The sequence below is a fragment of the Pseudomonas sp. Pseusp3 genome (assembly GCF_047304225.1).
Lineage (GTDB): Bacteria > Pseudomonadota > Gammaproteobacteria > Pseudomonadales > Pseudomonadaceae > Aquipseudomonas > Aquipseudomonas fluorescens_CD.
The window spans coordinates 1-16,219 of record NZ_JBGLYV010000053.1 but is presented as its reverse complement, the minus strand read 5'-3'; the positions used below and the strand labels follow the sequence as shown (position 1 = coordinate 16,219).

At 60.2% G+C, this 16,219-nt stretch carries 14 protein-coding genes; 13 read left to right on the top strand and 1 reads right to left on the bottom strand.

Annotation, left to right across the window (positions count from 1 at the left end; translation table 11 throughout):
• The first annotated feature begins 345 nt into the window (after positions 1–345).
• The 13 genes from arnB to ACCD00_RS18565 all read left to right on the top strand — a co-directional run bounded on the left by arnB (position 346) and on the right by ACCD00_RS18565 (position 14,968).
• The gene (gene arnB, locus ACCD00_RS18625) at positions 346–1,494 is read left to right on the top strand and encodes a UDP-4-amino-4-deoxy-L-arabinose aminotransferase (RefSeq protein ID WP_413426691.1); all 1,149 of its coding nucleotides are present in this window, start codon (positions 346–348) and stop codon (positions 1,492–1,494) included.
• Positions 1,491–2,510 (top strand): undecaprenyl-phosphate 4-deoxy-4-formamido-L-arabinose transferase, encoded by a 1,020-nt coding sequence (gene arnC / locus ACCD00_RS18620; protein ID WP_413426689.1) that lies wholly within the window; start codon positions 1,491–1,493, stop codon positions 2,508–2,510. The genes arnB and arnC overlap by 4 nt, the downstream gene beginning before the upstream one ends.
• Positions 2,507–4,498 carry a bifunctional UDP-4-amino-4-deoxy-L-arabinose formyltransferase/UDP-glucuronic acid oxidase ArnA gene (gene arnA, locus ACCD00_RS18615; protein WP_413426687.1) on the top strand — a complete coding sequence of 664 codons (1,992 nt, stop codon included), beginning with the start codon at positions 2,507–2,509 and terminating at the stop codon, positions 4,496–4,498. The genes arnC and arnA overlap by 4 nt, the downstream gene beginning before the upstream one ends.
• Complete coding sequence (gene arnD, locus ACCD00_RS18610) at positions 4,498–5,382, top strand: 4-deoxy-4-formamido-L-arabinose-phosphoundecaprenol deformylase (RefSeq protein ID WP_413426685.1); 885 nt, start codon at positions 4,498–4,500, stop codon at positions 5,380–5,382. The genes arnA and arnD overlap by 1 nt, the downstream gene beginning before the upstream one ends.
• A complete protein-coding gene (arnT, locus tag ACCD00_RS18605; protein WP_413426683.1) occupies positions 5,379–7,028 on the top strand; it encodes a lipid IV(A) 4-amino-4-deoxy-L-arabinosyltransferase in 1,650 nt (549 codons plus the stop codon). Before arnD ends, arnT begins: the two co-directional genes overlap by 4 nt.
• A complete protein-coding gene (gene arnE, locus ACCD00_RS18600) occupies positions 7,025–7,369 on the top strand; it encodes a 4-amino-4-deoxy-L-arabinose-phosphoundecaprenol flippase subunit ArnE (RefSeq protein ID WP_413426681.1) in 345 nt (114 codons plus the stop codon). The genes arnT and arnE overlap by 4 nt, the downstream gene beginning before the upstream one ends.
• Positions 7,366–7,767, top strand: a complete 402-nt coding sequence (gene arnF / locus ACCD00_RS18595; RefSeq protein WP_057397666.1) for a 4-amino-4-deoxy-L-arabinose-phosphoundecaprenol flippase subunit ArnF — start codon at positions 7,366–7,368, stop codon at positions 7,765–7,767. The genes arnE and arnF overlap by 4 nt, the downstream gene beginning before the upstream one ends.
• On the top strand, positions 7,764–9,143 hold the full coding sequence (locus tag ACCD00_RS18590) for a UDP-glucose dehydrogenase family protein (RefSeq protein ID WP_413426679.1): 1,380 nt from the start codon (positions 7,764–7,766) through the stop codon (positions 9,141–9,143). The genes arnF and ACCD00_RS18590 overlap by 4 nt, the downstream gene beginning before the upstream one ends.
• A 5-nt stretch (positions 9,144–9,148) precedes the next feature.
• Positions 9,149–10,732 carry an ArnT family glycosyltransferase gene (locus tag ACCD00_RS18585; RefSeq protein WP_413426677.1) on the top strand — a complete coding sequence of 528 codons (1,584 nt, stop codon included), beginning with the start codon at positions 9,149–9,151 and terminating at the stop codon, positions 10,730–10,732.
• 90 nt (positions 10,733–10,822) lie between these two features.
• Positions 10,823–12,001 (top strand): MFS transporter, encoded by a 1,179-nt coding sequence (locus tag ACCD00_RS18580; protein ID WP_413426740.1) that lies wholly within the window; start codon positions 10,823–10,825, stop codon positions 11,999–12,001.
• Between the two features lie 161 nt (positions 12,002–12,162).
• Complete coding sequence (locus tag ACCD00_RS18575; RefSeq protein WP_413426675.1) at positions 12,163–12,870, top strand: HPP family protein; 708 nt, start codon at positions 12,163–12,165, stop codon at positions 12,868–12,870.
• Between the two features lie 97 nt (positions 12,871–12,967).
• Positions 12,968–14,440, top strand: a complete 1,473-nt coding sequence (locus ACCD00_RS18570) for a nucleobase:cation symporter-2 family protein (RefSeq protein ID WP_413426673.1) — start codon at positions 12,968–12,970, stop codon at positions 14,438–14,440.
• 57 nt (positions 14,441–14,497) lie between these two features.
• Positions 14,498–14,968 (top strand): LEA type 2 family protein, encoded by a 471-nt coding sequence (locus tag ACCD00_RS18565; RefSeq protein ID WP_413426671.1) that lies wholly within the window; start codon positions 14,498–14,500, stop codon positions 14,966–14,968.
• A 105-nt stretch (positions 14,969–15,073) separates the two neighbouring features.
• Here the strand turns inward: ACCD00_RS18565 and ACCD00_RS18560 are convergent, their stop codons facing one another.
• Positions 15,074–16,090 (bottom strand): AraC family transcriptional regulator, encoded by a 1,017-nt coding sequence (locus ACCD00_RS18560; RefSeq protein WP_413426739.1) that lies wholly within the window; start codon positions 16,088–16,090, stop codon positions 15,074–15,076.
• Positions 16,091–16,219 lie beyond the last annotated feature (129 nt).

The following is a 16,219-nucleotide window of genomic DNA, read 5'->3' as shown; positions in this document are numbered from 1 at the left end:
TAAAATAACAATCATGTAAAAGACATTATTGCTGTAGGACTTTTCCTAAAAAACACCATAAACGGTGGAAGTCTGAACAGCGGCTTAATAGCTTTCAGATAAACGATTCCCCAACCGTTTTTTCATGTTCCTTTCACAAAATTCGGCATAACCTTCCATAAAATCGGCGCAAGCCAAATGGCTGCCCAACCTGCCGGCCATGACAAAAAAAGTCAACTGATGCAGTTTTTCACCTCCATCCAGTAACTGGTTGATTTGATGCAGATTCTGATTTAGCGTCTATGCTGATTTTTGGATCCCTTTTAGCCTCAAAGGCTATTTACGTTTTCAGCCCCTGAGGTGCCCATGAGTCAGGCGTTTCTCCCTTTCTCCCGTCCCAGCATCGGCGACGAAGAAATCGCTGCCGTAGAGCAAGTATTGCGCTCCGGGTGGATCACTACCGGTCCGAAAAACCAGGCACTGGAAGAACACTTCGCCAACTACGTCGGTTGCCGACATGCCGTGGCACTGTCCTCGGCCACCGGCGGAATGCATATCACCCTGCTGGCATTGGGCATCGGGCCCGGCGATGAAGTCATTACGCCGTCGCAGACCTGGGTGTCCACCGCCAACATGATCACCCTGCTGGGTGCCACGCCGGTGTTCGTCGACGTCGACCGCGACACGCTGATGACCGACGCGGCCACTATCGAAGCAGCGATCACGCCGCGTACCAAAGCCATCATCCCGGTGCATTACGCCGGTGCGGCATTCGATCTCGATCCACTCTACGCGCTGGCCGACAAACACGGCATTGCCGTGATCGAAGACGCCGCGCACGCCGCCGGTACTCTCTACAAAGGTCGTCACGTCGGCGCCAAAGGCACGGCGATCTTTTCGTTCCACGCGATCAAGAACATGACCTGCGCCGAAGGCGCGATGTTCGTCAGTGACGATGAAGCCCTGGCCTCGCGGGTACGCATGCTCAAGTTTCACGGGCTCGGGGTCGATGCCTACGACCGCTTGACCCATGGCCGCAAGCCCCAGGCCCAGGTGGTCGAACCCGGCTTCAAGTACAACCTGGCCGACATCAACGCGGCCATCGCACTGGTGCAACTGGAACGCCTGGACGAAATCAACGCCAAACGCACTCAACTGGCCCAGACCTACCTGCAGCGCCTGGAAGGTTTGCCGGTTCAACCGCTGACCGTCCCTGCCTATTCGCAAAAACATGCCTGGCACCTGTTCATCCTGCGCATCGACGCCGAGCAGTGCGGGCTGGATCGCGAAGCGTTCATGAAAGCCCTCCAGGAACAGAATGTCGGTACCGGTATTCACTTCATTGCAACGCACCTGCACACTTACTACCGCCAGCGTTACCCCAACCTGTACCTGCCCAACACCGAATGGAATTCGGCGCGGCTGTGTTCGATCCCGTTGTTCCCCGACATGACCACCGATGATGTCGAGCGCGTCGTCGGTGCCATCGAAAACTGTATGGACAGAAGCCTTTGAGACCTTACCCAATCAACTTCGTTTCGATCGTCATTCCGGTCTACAACGAACAGGACAGCCTGCCTGAACTGCTCCGACGCACCGAAGCGGCTTGCCAGCAGTTGCACCAGGCCTATGAAATCGTGCTGGTCGACGACGGCAGTCGAGATGACTCCGCGCAGATCCTGGAAGACGCCGCCTCCCGCGAAGGCAGCCCGGTGGTGGCGGTGATCCTCAACCGCAACTACGGCCAGCATGCGGCGATCATGGCCGGTTTCGAACAGTGCAAGGGCGATGTCGTCATCACCCTCGATGCCGACCTGCAAAACCCGCCCGAAGAAATCCCGCGGCTGGTAGCACAGGCTGAACTCGGCTACGACGTCGTCGCGACCGTGCGCAACAACCGCCAGGACTCGGCTTTGCGCCGCTGGCCATCGAAGCTGATCAACCTTGCCGTGCAACGTTCCACCGGCGTGGCCATGAGCGACTACGGCTGCATGCTGCGCGCCTACCGCCGCACCATCGTCGACGCCATGCTCGCCTGCCGTGAACGCAGCACCTTCATTCCGATCCTGGCCAACAGCTTTGCCCGCCACACCACGGAAATCCTCGTGACCCACGCCGAGCGTGAACACGGCGACTCCAAGTACAGCCCCATGCGCCTGATCAACCTGATGTTCGACCTGGTCACCTGCATGACCACCACGCCGCTGCGACTGCTGAGCATCGTCGGCGTCGGCATGGCGGCCCTGGGCATGCTGTTCGCCATGGCCTTGATCCTGCTGCGCCTGGTGTTCGGTGCCGGCTGGGCCGGTGGCGGTACCTTCGTACTGTTCGCCGTACTGTTCGTCTTCACCGGTGGACAATTCATCGGCATGGGTCTGCTGGGTGAATACCTGGGCCGCATGTACAGCGACGTGCGCGCACGTCCGCGCTTCTTCATTGAAAAGGTGCTGCGTAGCCAGCCCGCCTCCCCCGCTTCCGTTGTTACCGTCGACGGCCTTACTTCCACTTCTTCAGATCAGGTTCCTTCATGAGTGCAAAAGCTGTTGTCTTCGCCTATCACGATATTGGCTGTGCCGGCATCGAATCCCTGCTCTCCTCCGGTTTCGAGATCGCTGCGGTGTTCACCCACGCCGACGATCCGAAGGAAAACGCGTTCTACGGCTCCGTCGCACAGCTGTGCGCCCGCCACGGCATTGCCGTGCATGCACCGGAAGATGCCAACCATCCGTTGTGGATCGAGCGTATCGCCAAGCTCGATCCCGACTACATTTTCTCCTTCTACTACCGTAACCTGCTGAGCGAAACGCTGCTGGCCACGGCCCGTAAAGGCGCGTTCAACCTGCACGGTTCCCTGCTGCCACGCTACCGTGGTCGCGCACCGGCCAACTGGGTGCTGGTCAACGGCGAAACGGAAACCGGCGTGACTCTGCACCGCATGGTCAAGCGTGCCGATGCGGGCGCCATCGTTGCCCAGCAAAAGGTTGCGATCGAGCGCAGCGACACCGCGCTGAGCCTGCACGGCAAACTGCGCCTGGCCGCCTCTGACCTGCTGCGCGACACCTTGCCGGCGCTGCTGCAAGGCAAGGCCGGCGAAACCCCGCAAGACGAATCCAAAGCCACGGTGTTCGGCCGTCGCACCCCGGCTGACGGCAAACTGGTCTGGGCCAAACCGGCCGAAGAACTGTTCAACCTGGTCCGCGCCGTGACCCAGCCATATCCGGGCGCCTTCTGCGCGGTGGGCGAGCACAAGCTGATTGTCTGGAGCGCCGAAGTCGCCAAGGGCAACGAAGGCCTGGCACCGGGCCGCGTCATCAGCGTCGACCCGTTGCGCATCGCCTGCGGTGAAGACTCGCTGATCATCAATGCCGGCCAGCGCAACGACAACGGCCTGTACCTGAGCGGCCCGCAACTGGCCAACGAACTGGGCCTGGTGGACGGTTCCGTCTTGCGCGGTGCCGAATCCGGTCGTGCTCCGCGTCGCACTCGCGTGCTGATCCTCGGCGTCAACGGCTTCATCGGCAACCACTTGTCCGAGCGCCTGCTGCGCGACGACCGCTACGAAGTCTACGGCCTGGATATCGGTTCGGATGCCATCGAGCGCCTGCGCAGCCACCCGAACTTCCACTTCGTCGAAGGCGACATCAGCATCCACTCCGAGTGGATCGAGTACCACATCAAGAAGTGCGACGTGGTGCTGCCGCTGGTTGCCATCGCGACGCCAATCGAATACACCCGTAACCCGCTGCGTGTATTCGAGCTGGACTTCGAAGAAAACCTGAAACTGGTTCGCTACTGCGTCAAGTACAACAAGCGCGTGATCTTCCCGTCGACTTCGGAAGTCTACGGCATGTGCCAGGACCCCAACTTCGACGAAGACAGCTCCAACCTGGTGGTCGGTCCGATCAACAAACAGCGCTGGATCTACTCGGTCTCCAAGCAACTGCTGGACCGCGTGATCTGGGCTTATGGCCAGAAGGGTCTGAACTTCACCCTGTTCCGTCCGTTCAACTGGATGGGACCACGCCTGGATCGCCTGGATTCCGCCCGTATCGGCAGCTCCCGCGCGATCACCCAGTTGATCCTGAACCTGGTGGAAGGTACGCCGATTCGCCTGTTCGACGGTGGTGAGCAAAAACGCTGCTTCACCGACATCGCCGACGGTGTGGAAGCGCTGGCACGGATCATCGACAACGACAACGATGTCTGCAACGGCCAGATCATCAACATCGGCAACCCGGAAAACGAAGCCAGCATCCGTCAGTTGGGCGAAGAGCTGCTGCGTCAGTTCGAAGCTCACCCGCTGCGCGCCAACTTCCCTCCGTTCGCCGGTTTCCGCGACATCGAAAGCAAGGCGTTCTACGGCACCGGTTACCAGGACGTGTCGCACCGCAAGCCAAGTATCGCCAACGCCAAGCGCCTGCTGGACTGGACGCCAACCGTGGAGATGAGTGAAACCATCGGCAACACCCTGGACTTCTTCCTGCGTGAAGCCATGCTCGAAATCGCGGACAAGCGCTGATGCAGGCAGGACTGCGGATCGATGTCGACACCTACCGGGGTACCCGTGAAGGGGTGCCCCGGCTGCTGGAAATCCTTGATGAAGCTCAGGTCAAGGCGACGTTCTTCTTCAGTGTCGGGCCGGACAACATGGGGCGCCACTTGTGGCGCCTCATCCGTCCACAGTTTCTCTGGAAAATGCTCCGGTCCAACGCAGCCGGCCTGTATGGCTGGGACATTCTGCTGGCCGGCACCGCATGGCCCGGAAAACCGATCGGCCGCGACCTGGGGCACTTGATGCGCCAGGCCCGGGATGCCGGGCATGAGGTTGGCCTGCACGCCTGGGATCACCATGGCTGGCAAGCCAACGCCGGGCGCTGGAGCGACGCACAACTGGTCGAACAGATACGCCGTGGCGTGGACACCCTCAGCGACATTCTCGGGGAAAAGATCACCTGCTCGGCGTCCGCTGGCTGGCGTGCCGACGAGCGCGTGATCGAAGCCAAGCAGGGTTTCGGCTTTCGCTACAACAGCGATTGTCGCGGCCTGAGCCTGTTCCAGCCACGATTGGCCTATGGTCGCCTGGGCGCGCCACAAATACCGGTAGACCTGCCGACCTTCGATGAGGTGGTCGGGCCGACTGTCGCCGCCAAGGATTTCAACACGTTCATCCTGGACCGGTTCACCCCGGAAAAACTCAATGTCTACACGATCCATGCCGAGGTAGAAGGGATTCTGATGGCTAACGATTTCCGTCAACTGCTGAGCGATGCACATCAGCGGGACATCCGTTTTCAACCCTTGGGCGACTTGTTGCCCGAGGCCCCTGACAGTTTGCCGATCGGCCGCGTGGTACGCGGTGCGCTCGAAGGTCGCGAAGGCTGGCTGGGAGTGCAAGGCGCATGAGCAAACGCTGGGCTTTGCCGATATTGCTGGCCATGGTGGCGCTGGCCTACCTGCTGCCACTGGGCAGTCATGGCTTATGGATTCCCGACGAAACCCGCTACGCCCAGATCAGCCAGGGCATGCTCCTGAGCGGCAACTGGGTGTCGCCGCATTTCATGGACGTGCGCTATTTCGAAAAACCCGCAGCCGGCTACTGGATGATTGCCATCGGTCAGGCGCTGTTCGGCCAGAACCTCTTCGGGGTGCGCTTCGCCTCGGCACTGAGCACCGGTTTGAGCGTGTTGCTGTGCTACCTGGTCGCCCGCCGGATGTGGAACGAACCGCGCAAGAGTTTCGCTTGCGCGCTGCTGTACATGAGCTTCTCGGTCATTGCCGCTTCGGCGGGGTATGCCAACCTCGATCCGCAATTCACGTTCTGGGTCAACCTGAGCCTGGTGGCCCTGTGGTTTGCACTGGACAGCGTCGGCCGCGGTCAGCGCCTGATCGCGTGGGCGGTGCTGGGACTGGCCTGCGGCATGGGTTTCATGACCAAGGGCTTCCTGGCCTGGTTGCTGCCGGTGCTGATCGCCCTGCCCTGGATGATCTGGCAAAAACGCTGGCGTGAACTGCTGGTCTACGGCCCGGTGGCGGTCGTGGTCGCCATCGCCGTCAGCCTGCCATGGGCCCTGGCGGTGCATGCCCAAGAGCCTGACTATTGGCGGTTTTTCTTCTGGCACGAACATATCCGCCGTTTTGCCGGGGACGACGCCCAGCATGACGCGCCGTGGTGGTACTACCTGCCGCTGCTGGTGGCTTTCAGCATGCCATGGGTTGCATTGCTGCCGCCAGCGCTGAAGCAAGCCTGGCAGACCCGACGCCAGTCCGATATCGCATTCCTGCTGCTGTGGCTGTGGATGCCGTTGTTCTTCTTCAGCCTGAGCAAGGGCAAACTGCCTGCCTACATCCTGCCATGCCTGTTACCTCTGGCATTGTTGCTCGGCCATGCACTGGCCGACCGATTGAAGCTGGAGCAAGGTCGAGCCCTTGGCATCAACGGCCTGCTGAATCTGGTGGTGGGCGTGGTCACTCTGCTGGCCCTGGTTTATCTGCAACTGAAAAAGCCGATTTACGATCATGAACTGCACAACCTGGTGTTGGTGTTCATCGGTTTGATCGGCTGGATCATGGCCAACCTGCTGCAGGCCTTCCGCCCGTTGCAGTGCTGGGCAGCCCCGGCTTTTGGCAGCCTGTTGCTCATCGGCCTGGTGCCTGCCGGATTGCCCAATTCCGTAGTCGCCAACAAAACCCCTGACCAATTCATCCTCGATCACGCCCAGGAACTCGGCCAGACCGCGAAGTTGTTGAGCAACGACCTGGGTGCAGCGTCGGCGTTGTCCTGGCGGGTGAAACGGCCGGAAGTGGCTTTTTTCAACACGATAGGCGAATTGAAATACGGCCTTGCCTATCCTGACTCGCTCAAGCAGCGCGTTGGCCCCGAACAGGTGCAACAGTGGATGCACGATGCTCTCCAGCTTGGCTCGGTGGGTGTCGTCATGCGGGTCAAGGGCGAGGAAGAGCTGCGCGAACTTGATCAATTGCCCAAAGAGGGCAAGCGCTACGAACAAGGCAACCTGGTGATTTTGATTATCCCTCAGGCGACGCTATGAGCCTGCTATTGCTACTGGTCGCCTGCCTGCTGACCTGCCTGGGCCAGATCGCCCAGAAATATGCGGTGGAAAGCTGGCGCGGCAAAGCCTCCGGGTGGATGGACAAACTGCGTTCGCCCTGGCTTTGGCTGGCCCTCGCCTCTTTGGGACTGGGCCTGCTGGTATGGCTGCTGGTGCTGCAACGCCTGGAAGTCGGGATTGCCTACCCGATGCTCAGCCTGAACTTCGTGCTGATCACCCTGGTTGCACGTTTCGTGTTCCACGAAACCATCGACCGCCGTCACTGGCTGGGTGTGGCGCTGGTGATCGGTGGCGTGGCATTGCTGGGGCAACACACATGAATCTGAGTCGAGGTATTACCTTCGCACTGGGCAGCGTGTTGCTGGTCAGCGCCGCCCAATTGGGCATGCGCTGGAGCATGAGTCACCTGCCGCAACCCGAACAATGGCTCACCGCTCACATCGACCTGACGGCCGTTGCCGTGGTGCTAGTGGCCATCTGCGCCTATGCCTTGTCGATGCTTTGCTGGCTCGCCGCCCTGCGGGACCTGCCACTGGGCCGAGCCTACTCGTTGCTGAGCATCAGCTACGCGCTGGTGTACCTGCTGGCCGCCAGTCTGCCGCTGTTCAACGAAACGTTCAGTCTTACAAAAAGCCTTGGAGTGGCATTGGTCATCCTCGGCGTCATTACCATCAATTCTCGACCTGCTCGTGCGCCTGAATTAAGGAGTGCCCCATGAAAATAAGTGTATTTGGTAGCGGTTATGTTGGCCTGGTGCAGGCAGCGGTATTGGCGGAGGTCGGCCACGACGTGGTCTGCATGGACGTTGACGAGAAAAAAGTCGAATTGCTCAAGCAGGGCCACGTGAGTATTTTCGAACCCGGGCTGGCAAGCCTGGTACGCGAAGGCCTCGACGCCAAGCGGTTGCAGTTCACCAGTGACGAAAAATTCGCGGTCCAGCACGGACAGGTACTGTTCATCGCGGTCGGTACTCCGTCCCGGGACGACGGTTCAGCGGATTTGCGCTACGTGATGTCGGTGGGCGAAGCCGTGGCACGGCATCGCGAGCAACCGGCGATCCTGGTGGAAAAATCCACCGTCCCGGTCGGCACCGGCGATGCCTTGCGTGCACACATCGACAAATGCCTGCTCAATGCCGGGCGTGTATTGCAGTTCGATATCGTCTCCAACCCGGAATTCCTGAAAGAAGGTTCGGCCGTTTCCGACTGCCGACGCCCGGACCGTATCGTCGTAGGCTGTGAACGCGATGAAGTACGTGACGTGATGCGTGACCTGTACTCGCCATTCAACCGCAATCATGAGCGCATCATGTTCATGGACCTGCGCAGTGCCGAACTGACCAAGTACGCCGCCAACTGCATGCTGGCGACCAAGATCAGCTTCATCAACCAGATCGCCGAGCTGGCTGAACACCTGGGGGCCGACATCGAATCGGTACGCCTGGGCATCGGGGCCGACTCGCGCATCGGTTACCACTTCATCTACCCCGGTTGCGGCTACGGTGGCTCATGCTTCCCCAAGGATATGCGCGCCCTGATCCACAGCGCCGAAGAGGCACATTGCTCCAGCGACCTGCTGCAAGCGGTGGAAGCCATCAACGAGCGGCAGAAACACAAACTGTTCGAGCGCATCAACGCGTTCTACAAGGGCGACTTGCGTGGCAGGACCTTTGCCTTGTGGGGTCTGGCGTTCAAACCGAACACCGACGACATGCGCGATGCTCCAAGCCGGGTGTTGCTGGAATCGTTGTGGGCCGCCGGGGCGAATGTCCGTGCGTTCGATCCGGAAGCCATGCAGGAAACCCAGAAGCTGTATCCCGATGAATCGAAACTGATGCTCATGGGCACGCCTGAGTCGGTCCTGTCCGGTGCCGATGCACTGATCATCTGCACCGAATGGCAACAGTTCAAGGCTCCGGACTTCGAGCTGATCCAGCAGCGGCTCAATGCGCCGGTGATCTTCGACGGCCGTAACCTGTACGACGCCGACCGCCTGGCACGCATCGGTTTCACCTACTTCCCGATCGGCCGGGGCGAATCGCGCAAATTGCCGATGCCTTACCAGCAATGGTCAGCCGAATCAGTGGTCGCCTGAACCTCATGATCCCTCACATCCGCCAACAGTCCCTCGCGCTGGGTCTGTTGGCGCTGTTGTTGTTCTGCGCCGGGATGTATCAGCAGGCCGCCATCGGTTTCGATTCGCGCTTCGTGCTGTTCGCCCAGGAGATGCTGCGCAATGGGCCGTCGTTTTTTCCAACGACCTATGGCCAGCCCTACGCAGACTATTCGGGACTTTCTACGATATTCATCTGGCTGCTTTCACTGCCATTCGGCCAGGTCACCAGCCTGACCGCGTGGCTGCCAAGCGCCATCGCCGCAGCGATCATCGTCACATTGATGTACCGCCTGCTGGCGCCCTATTCCACGCGCTGGGCATTGCTGAGCATCGCCTTGATGCTGCTGACCAACACCTTCATCACGGAAACCCGCGCGGTTTCCCTCGACCTGATGCTGGCAGCCGTGTCGTTCAGCGTGTTCTACCTGGGCTATGCCGCCGATCACTTCGCGGCGCCGCGCCGCCACGTTCTGATCTTTGCCTTGCTGATGCTGGGCTTCTGGATTCGCGGGCCAATCGGCCTGGTCATTCCTACGGGGATGCTCTGCAGCTATTTTCTGGTCGATCGCCAATGGCGACGCCTGATTGTCTTCGGATTGCTGGCATCGGCGCTGCTGGCGCTGTGCGTTGGACTGTTGCTGTGGCTGGCGGACGTCAGCGGCGGCCCGGACTTCTTGCAGGACGTGATTCGCATGCAGTTCATGGGGCGCATGGACGGCACCGAGGGTTCCAACGATTTGCTGTATTACTTCACCAGTTCGGTAGGTAATTACGCATTGGCCTGGCCCTTGGCGGTGCTGGCGCTGTTGGCGGTCGGAGTCTCCGGCCGCCGGGAAACCGGCCCGGCATTGCGCCTGCTGCAATACTGCGTCGCCGCCGGACTGATCGTGATGATCGGCCTCTCGATCCCTCAGGCGAAAAAAGCCCGCTACCTGCTGCCGATGCTGCCCATGGCGGCAATCGTGGCGGCCTATCCGTTCTACGCCACACAGGGTCGATTGTTTGCCTGGCTGCGCAGGTTGATGCAGGGACTGTGGCTGCTGATCCCAGGGTTGCTGATCGTGACCTTGCTGGTTGTGCGACGAAAATTTCCCGATGAAGTGGCTCACCTCACTTCGTTGTTCATTATTCTCGGTGTGCTGCAAGTGATCGCTGTGGCAGCGCTCAAGCAGCCCCGCTGGCGAACAGAGGCACTGGCCCTTTGCGCGGTCCTGGCACTCTGGTCGTTCTACATCCTGCAATTCGAGCCTGTTCAACGACAGCTCTACGATACCCGGACCTTCAGCCACGAGGTGTTTGAACGGGTGCAAGAAGCCCCGGCACCGCTGGTTATGCACGGCATGGGCAAAGATGCGAAGGCCATCAAATTCATGGTCAATATCCCGCAGGAACTGCACCCGGTTTTCACCGACTCCCCCGCAGAACTTGAAGCCCTGCAGGGCCCGGCGTGGCTGATGATGGACCTGAACGCGTACGAGACATTGCAAGGCACGGCTATTGGTGCATTGCCGCCCGTACTGAGCGGGCGTTTCGACAAGAATGATTTCGTGCTGCTGCACCTCAAGTAAATCCCGTGGCAACAATCGAATCGTCCGACTGTTAGAGTAGCGCCCATGATCGGGCTGATGCCGGCCCGATCGAATAAGGACATTCACGCCGTGACCACCTACTCCCCTCTGATCCGCCGCCTGCTGATCTGCTCGCTGACCATCGTCGTCAGTCGCGCCATTACCAGCCCGCTGCTCACTCTGTTCGTCAGTGACAAGCTTGGCCTGAACCAGCAGGACGTTGGTTTGCTGCTCGGCATCGCGGTGTTCGTCGCCACCCTGCTCTCACTCTACGGCGGCTACATCATCGATCGCTTCGAAAAACGCCGATTGCTTATTCTCTCGATGGCGTCCAGTGCTATCGGCCTGGTGTTGCTGACCTTTGCTGAAAACCTTTACCTGACAACAATCACCCTGATCGTCACCGAAACCGCCTCATCGCTGTTCTTGATCGGTTCGAAAGCGATCCTCAGTGACAACCTTGCGGTGGGTCAGCGCGCCAAGGCGTTTTCCCTGAGCTACACACTGACCAACATTGGCTACGCTGTCGGGCCGATGCTCGGTGTATTGATCGCCGGCGTCTTTGCGAGCGCACCGTTCCTGGTGGCCGCGGCCATCGCTTTTTTCAGTATTTTCTTGATGACCAGTATTCCCGGGGGCCCGGCCAGTGTTTCTCTGACCGGTCAAGCGCAGAGTTTTCTCAAAACCCTGGTCACCCTGAAAAACGACCGCACCCTGATCACGTTCACCGCAGGTTGCCTGCTCAGCACGGTAGTGCACGGGCGATTTACGTTTTACCTGTCGCAGTACCTGCTGGTGGTCAGCAATCCCCGCCACACCATGGAAATCATGGCCGCCCTGCTCGCCTGCAACGCCATCAGCGTGATCTTGCTGCAATACCAGATCGGGCGCTTACTCAAGCGCGAGCAACTGCGGCAATGGATCGTTGCCGGCACCGGCCTGTTCATCCTCGGGCTGATCGGTTTCAGCCTGGCAGACAGCCTGGTGAGCTGGTGCGTGGCGATGTTTATCTTCACTCTCGGCGAAATCATCATTTACCCGGCCGAGTTTCTCTTCGTCGACACCCTGGCTCCGGAAGAACTGCGCGGCAGCTACTACGGCGCGCAAAACCTTGCTGCGCTTGGCGGCGCGTTGAGCCCGATGATTTGCGGTTTCATGTTGATGCACACCCCGGCACCGACGATGTTTTATGCCTTGAGTGCACTCGCTGCCGTGGGTGGTTTGCTGTGCTACATAAGCGGCCGACGGGGTCATTCAAAGCAAAATTAATGCACTGAAAGCTCATTAATATGAATTTGTCAGCAGCAGGATTGAACGGCACACTGTGCGCGTTCCTCCCCCAACAGTTGGAACACCTTCAAGGGCTTTCTGGTTATCCCAGCCAAGCCCTTTTTTTTGCCTCGCTTTTTTCTGCCGGAGTTTTTCTCGAAATGCTTGCTCGCTGGTTGCCCGCTGCCATCAACACCCGCCCTACCGAATGGAGCCGCGCCGCCATTGGCATGGCCTTGGGAACGCTGCTCAGCGTGTGGCTCTGTGCCCAGGTGTTCGGCATTGAGGTGGCCCAGCACCTGATCGGCCCGCTGGGGGCGTCGGCGGTGCTGCTGTTTGCCGTGTCTTCGGGAGCACTCGCCCAACCCTGGTCAATTCTGGGCGGCTACCTGAGCGCCGCGGTGATTGCGTTGCTGGTGGCCCATGTGCTGGGCCGAACCCTGGGTAGCGCTTGCCTGGCCGCTGGCATGGCGTTGATCCTGATGTGCTGGCTGCGGTGCCTGCATCCACCGGCCGGAGCATTGGCCCTGACCCTGGTACTGGCCGATCCGGCCACCATTGCCATGGGCTGGAAAGCCATTGAACCGGTAATGCTAAGCGCAGCGACGATGCTGATCTGCGCCCTGGCCTATAACAACCTGACGCGCATTCGTTACCCAAAAAGTGCCAGCGAACCGGGGGTCATGATCCCCGCCGATCACCCGCCGGTCGACCGTCAGGCCATCACCGCCGAAGACCTGAAACTGGCGTTGGCCGATATGGAAGCGTTCTATGACGTCACACCCGAGGACCTCGAACAGTTGATCCAGGCCAGCCAACTGCACGCCAAACGCCGCAGCGTTGGCGAGGTGCTCGCCCCACGACTGTAAACCACTGTTTTTGAGGTTCTTTTGCCGTGGCCGGGCGGTTCTGGCATCCTGCGCCTCCATTTTCTGACCCGGCCCGCCTTCTGGCACGCAAACCACCATGACCGCCTCCGAAAAAGCCCCTGCTCCACGCCACAATGATCTGATTTATGGCCTCGATGACCGCCCGCACCTGACCGCCACCGTCTTCGCCGCCCTGCAACATGTGCTGGCGAGCTTCGTCGGCATCATCACCCCGACGCTGATCATGGGCAGCGCCCTGGGGTTGCAAAGCGAAATCCCTTACCTGATCAGCATGGCGCTGTTCGTCTCCGGCCTGGGCACCTTCGTGCAGGCGCGGCGCTTCGGCCCGGTGGGCTCCGGCCTGTTGTGCCTGCAAGGCACCAGCTTCTCGTTCATCAGCGTGATTCTCAGTGCCGGCTTCATGGTCAAGGCCCGGGGCGGCGGCACCGACGAGATTCTCTCGACCATCTTCGGCGTGTGTTTTTTTGCCGCGTTCATTGAAGTGGTGTTGAGCCAGTTCATCGGCAAACTGCGCATGCTGATCACCCCGGTGGTGACCGGGACGATCATCACGCTGATGGGGTTGTCGCTGATCAAGGTGGCCATGACCGACATCGCCGGTGGCTTCGGCGCCCCGGACCTGGGTGCTGCCAGTCACCTGGCCCTGGCGGCGCTGGTGCTGGGAACCATCGTGGTGTTGAACCGGGTGGACGTGCCGTTTCTGCGCCTGGGCGCGATTGTCATCGGCCTGACCCTGGGTTACGTGGTGGCATGGCTCATGGGGCAAGTGGATTTCACCAGCCTGCCCGAAGTCCCGCTGGTGAGTGTACCGGTACCATTCAAGTACGGATTCGCCTTCGATTGGGTGGCGTTCATTCCGGTGGCGGTGATTTTCCTCGTTTCGCCGCTGGAGGCCGCAGGTGACCTCACGGCCAACTCGATGATCTCCCGGCAACCGGTCAAAGGCCCGGTGTACATTCGAAGGATCAAGTCCGGCCTGCTCGCCGACGGCCTCAATTCGGCCATGGCGGCGGTGTTCAACAGCATGCCGATGGTGACCTTCGCCCAGAACAACGGGGTGATCCAGCTCACGGGCGTGGCCAGTCGCTACGTGGCGTTTTTCATTGCCGGCCTGCTGGTGGTGCTTGGTCTGTTCCCGATGATCGGGGCCGTGCTGCAGTTGATGCCGAAACCGGTGCTGGGTGGCGCGGAGCTGGTGATGTTCGGCACCGTCGCCGTGGCCGGGATCAAGATCCTCGCCGAGGCCGGCCTGCACCGACGCAACATGCTGATCGTGGCGATTTCGCTCGGCATGGGCCTGGGTGTGGCCGCCGTGCCGGAAGTCTTGCGCGAACTGCCCAAGGCCCTGCACAACATTTTCGAATCGCCCATCACCGTCGGCGCGCTGTGCGCTATCGTTCTTAATATCTTCCTGCCTGAGGAATTCATCGAGCTGGAGGAAGACGAATTCGATCCGGAGGCCTCCGTGCTTCAGGTGATGCAGAACCCCGACGTGACCGCCAGGGATGAACCGGCAAAAGCTGCGGTCGTCGCACAGTCAAACCGCTAGACGGGCTCGAGGGCTGAGCCGCTGGCGGTTCAGCCCTTTTCAGATGAGAGCACGTCCATGCGCAGCGTCCACGCGGTCCTGATTTCCCTCCTGCTCTGCCTGAGCGCCTGTTCCTCGCTGCCCTATAGAGACCCGGTGAAAGTCAACGTCGTGGGTATCGAGCCCCTGCAAGGTGAAGGCATGGAAGTGCGTTTTGCCGTGAAAATCCGCGTGCAGAACCCCAATGACATCAACCTTATTTATAGCGGCGTCGCCCTGGACCTGGACATCAACGGCCAGCCATTCGCCTCTGGCGTCACCGATGAGCGGGGCGAAATCGGGCGTTTTTCCGACACCGTCGTGAGCGTGCCGGTCAGCGTTTCGGCGCTTTCGGTGGTCCGCCAGACCTATGGCATCAGCCAGATGAAAACACTCGACAACCTGCCTTATATCCTGCACGGCAAACTCTCGGGCGGGGTGTTCAACACGACGCGTTTCGTGGACAGTGGCACGCTCAATCTGCCAAGGCCGATCACTGGCAGCCGTTGAAAGGCTGCACTTGATCCGCACCGATGCCATTCAATTTGCCAGCGGGACTTCCCCGACGTAGATCCGCGAAATCACCCGTGAAGAATGGTCATTGCGTCGCCGGGCTCACTCGACGTCATTGAGAATCAGGCTGCGGTAATGCCCCGGATTTGACCCCGACCATTTGCGAAACGCCTTGTAGAACGAACTGACGTCGGCGAACCCGAGCCGCGTGGCGATTTCACTGAAGCTGATCGCCGGCTCGGCCAGCCAGACAATCGCCAGTTCCTTGCGCACGCCGTCCTTGAGGCCTTGATAGGTCTGCCCTTCTTCGGCCAGTCGGCGGCGCAAGGTTGAGGCCGACATGCACAGGCGTTGCGCGAGGGTTTCGGTTTCCGGCCAGTGTTCGGCTGGCAGGTGGCGCAGATCATGTTTGATACGGCTTGCCAGGCTCTGCGGATCGCGGTATTTCACCAGAATGTTCGCCGGTGCATGGGCCAGGAATCGCTTGAGTTCCTCGGGGCTGCGCTTGATCGGCAAATCCAGACAATCGGCGGAGAAAATCATCCGCGTGCGCGGACGGTCGAAACGCAGGTTCTCGGAAAACATCACCTGATAGTCATCGCAGAAATCCGGTTTCGAACAGCGCAGCTCGATCGCCAGAATCGGAATCCGCCGCCCTGCCAGCCAGCAGGCAACGCCGTGCACGATCATCCAGTAGGTGAAATAGGTGAAGGCCCGGCGCGGGTCTTTGTCGTCCTCCAGCAGGACGATTTCCGCCAGGCTTTGCTGATGCACCAACTGCGCCGGCAGGTGTTCGAGGATCAACGACAGGAACGCCAGGCCGCTGGCCAGCCCCGCCGCCACGTTGGGCTGGAGCATGGCGCTGCGACACAGGAACGCAAAGCTGCCGGATTTCAGTTTGCGTGGGTCCATGCCAAAAAACTCATCATCCCCGCGCCGTGCCAGCAACCGCCACAGGCGCGCATAGGCAGCGGCCGGAACACGGGCGTCGGCGTTGCTCAACAGCTGTGGGTCGATGCCAACCTTGATCAGCACCTCGTCCGTGGCGATGCCTGGCGCGCAGCTTTGCAACAGTGCTTCACGCACCAGTTGGATGGAGATGGTGTCTTTTTCCGACATGGATCGCGGCAAGCCCTGTTCTTGTTCGAGTGGGGGCATATTAGCCGAAACCGCCCACCCAACGCAGATCACCTTGTAGGAGCGAGCTTGCTCGCGAAAAACGCCGGGACACCGCGGGGATTCAGACAG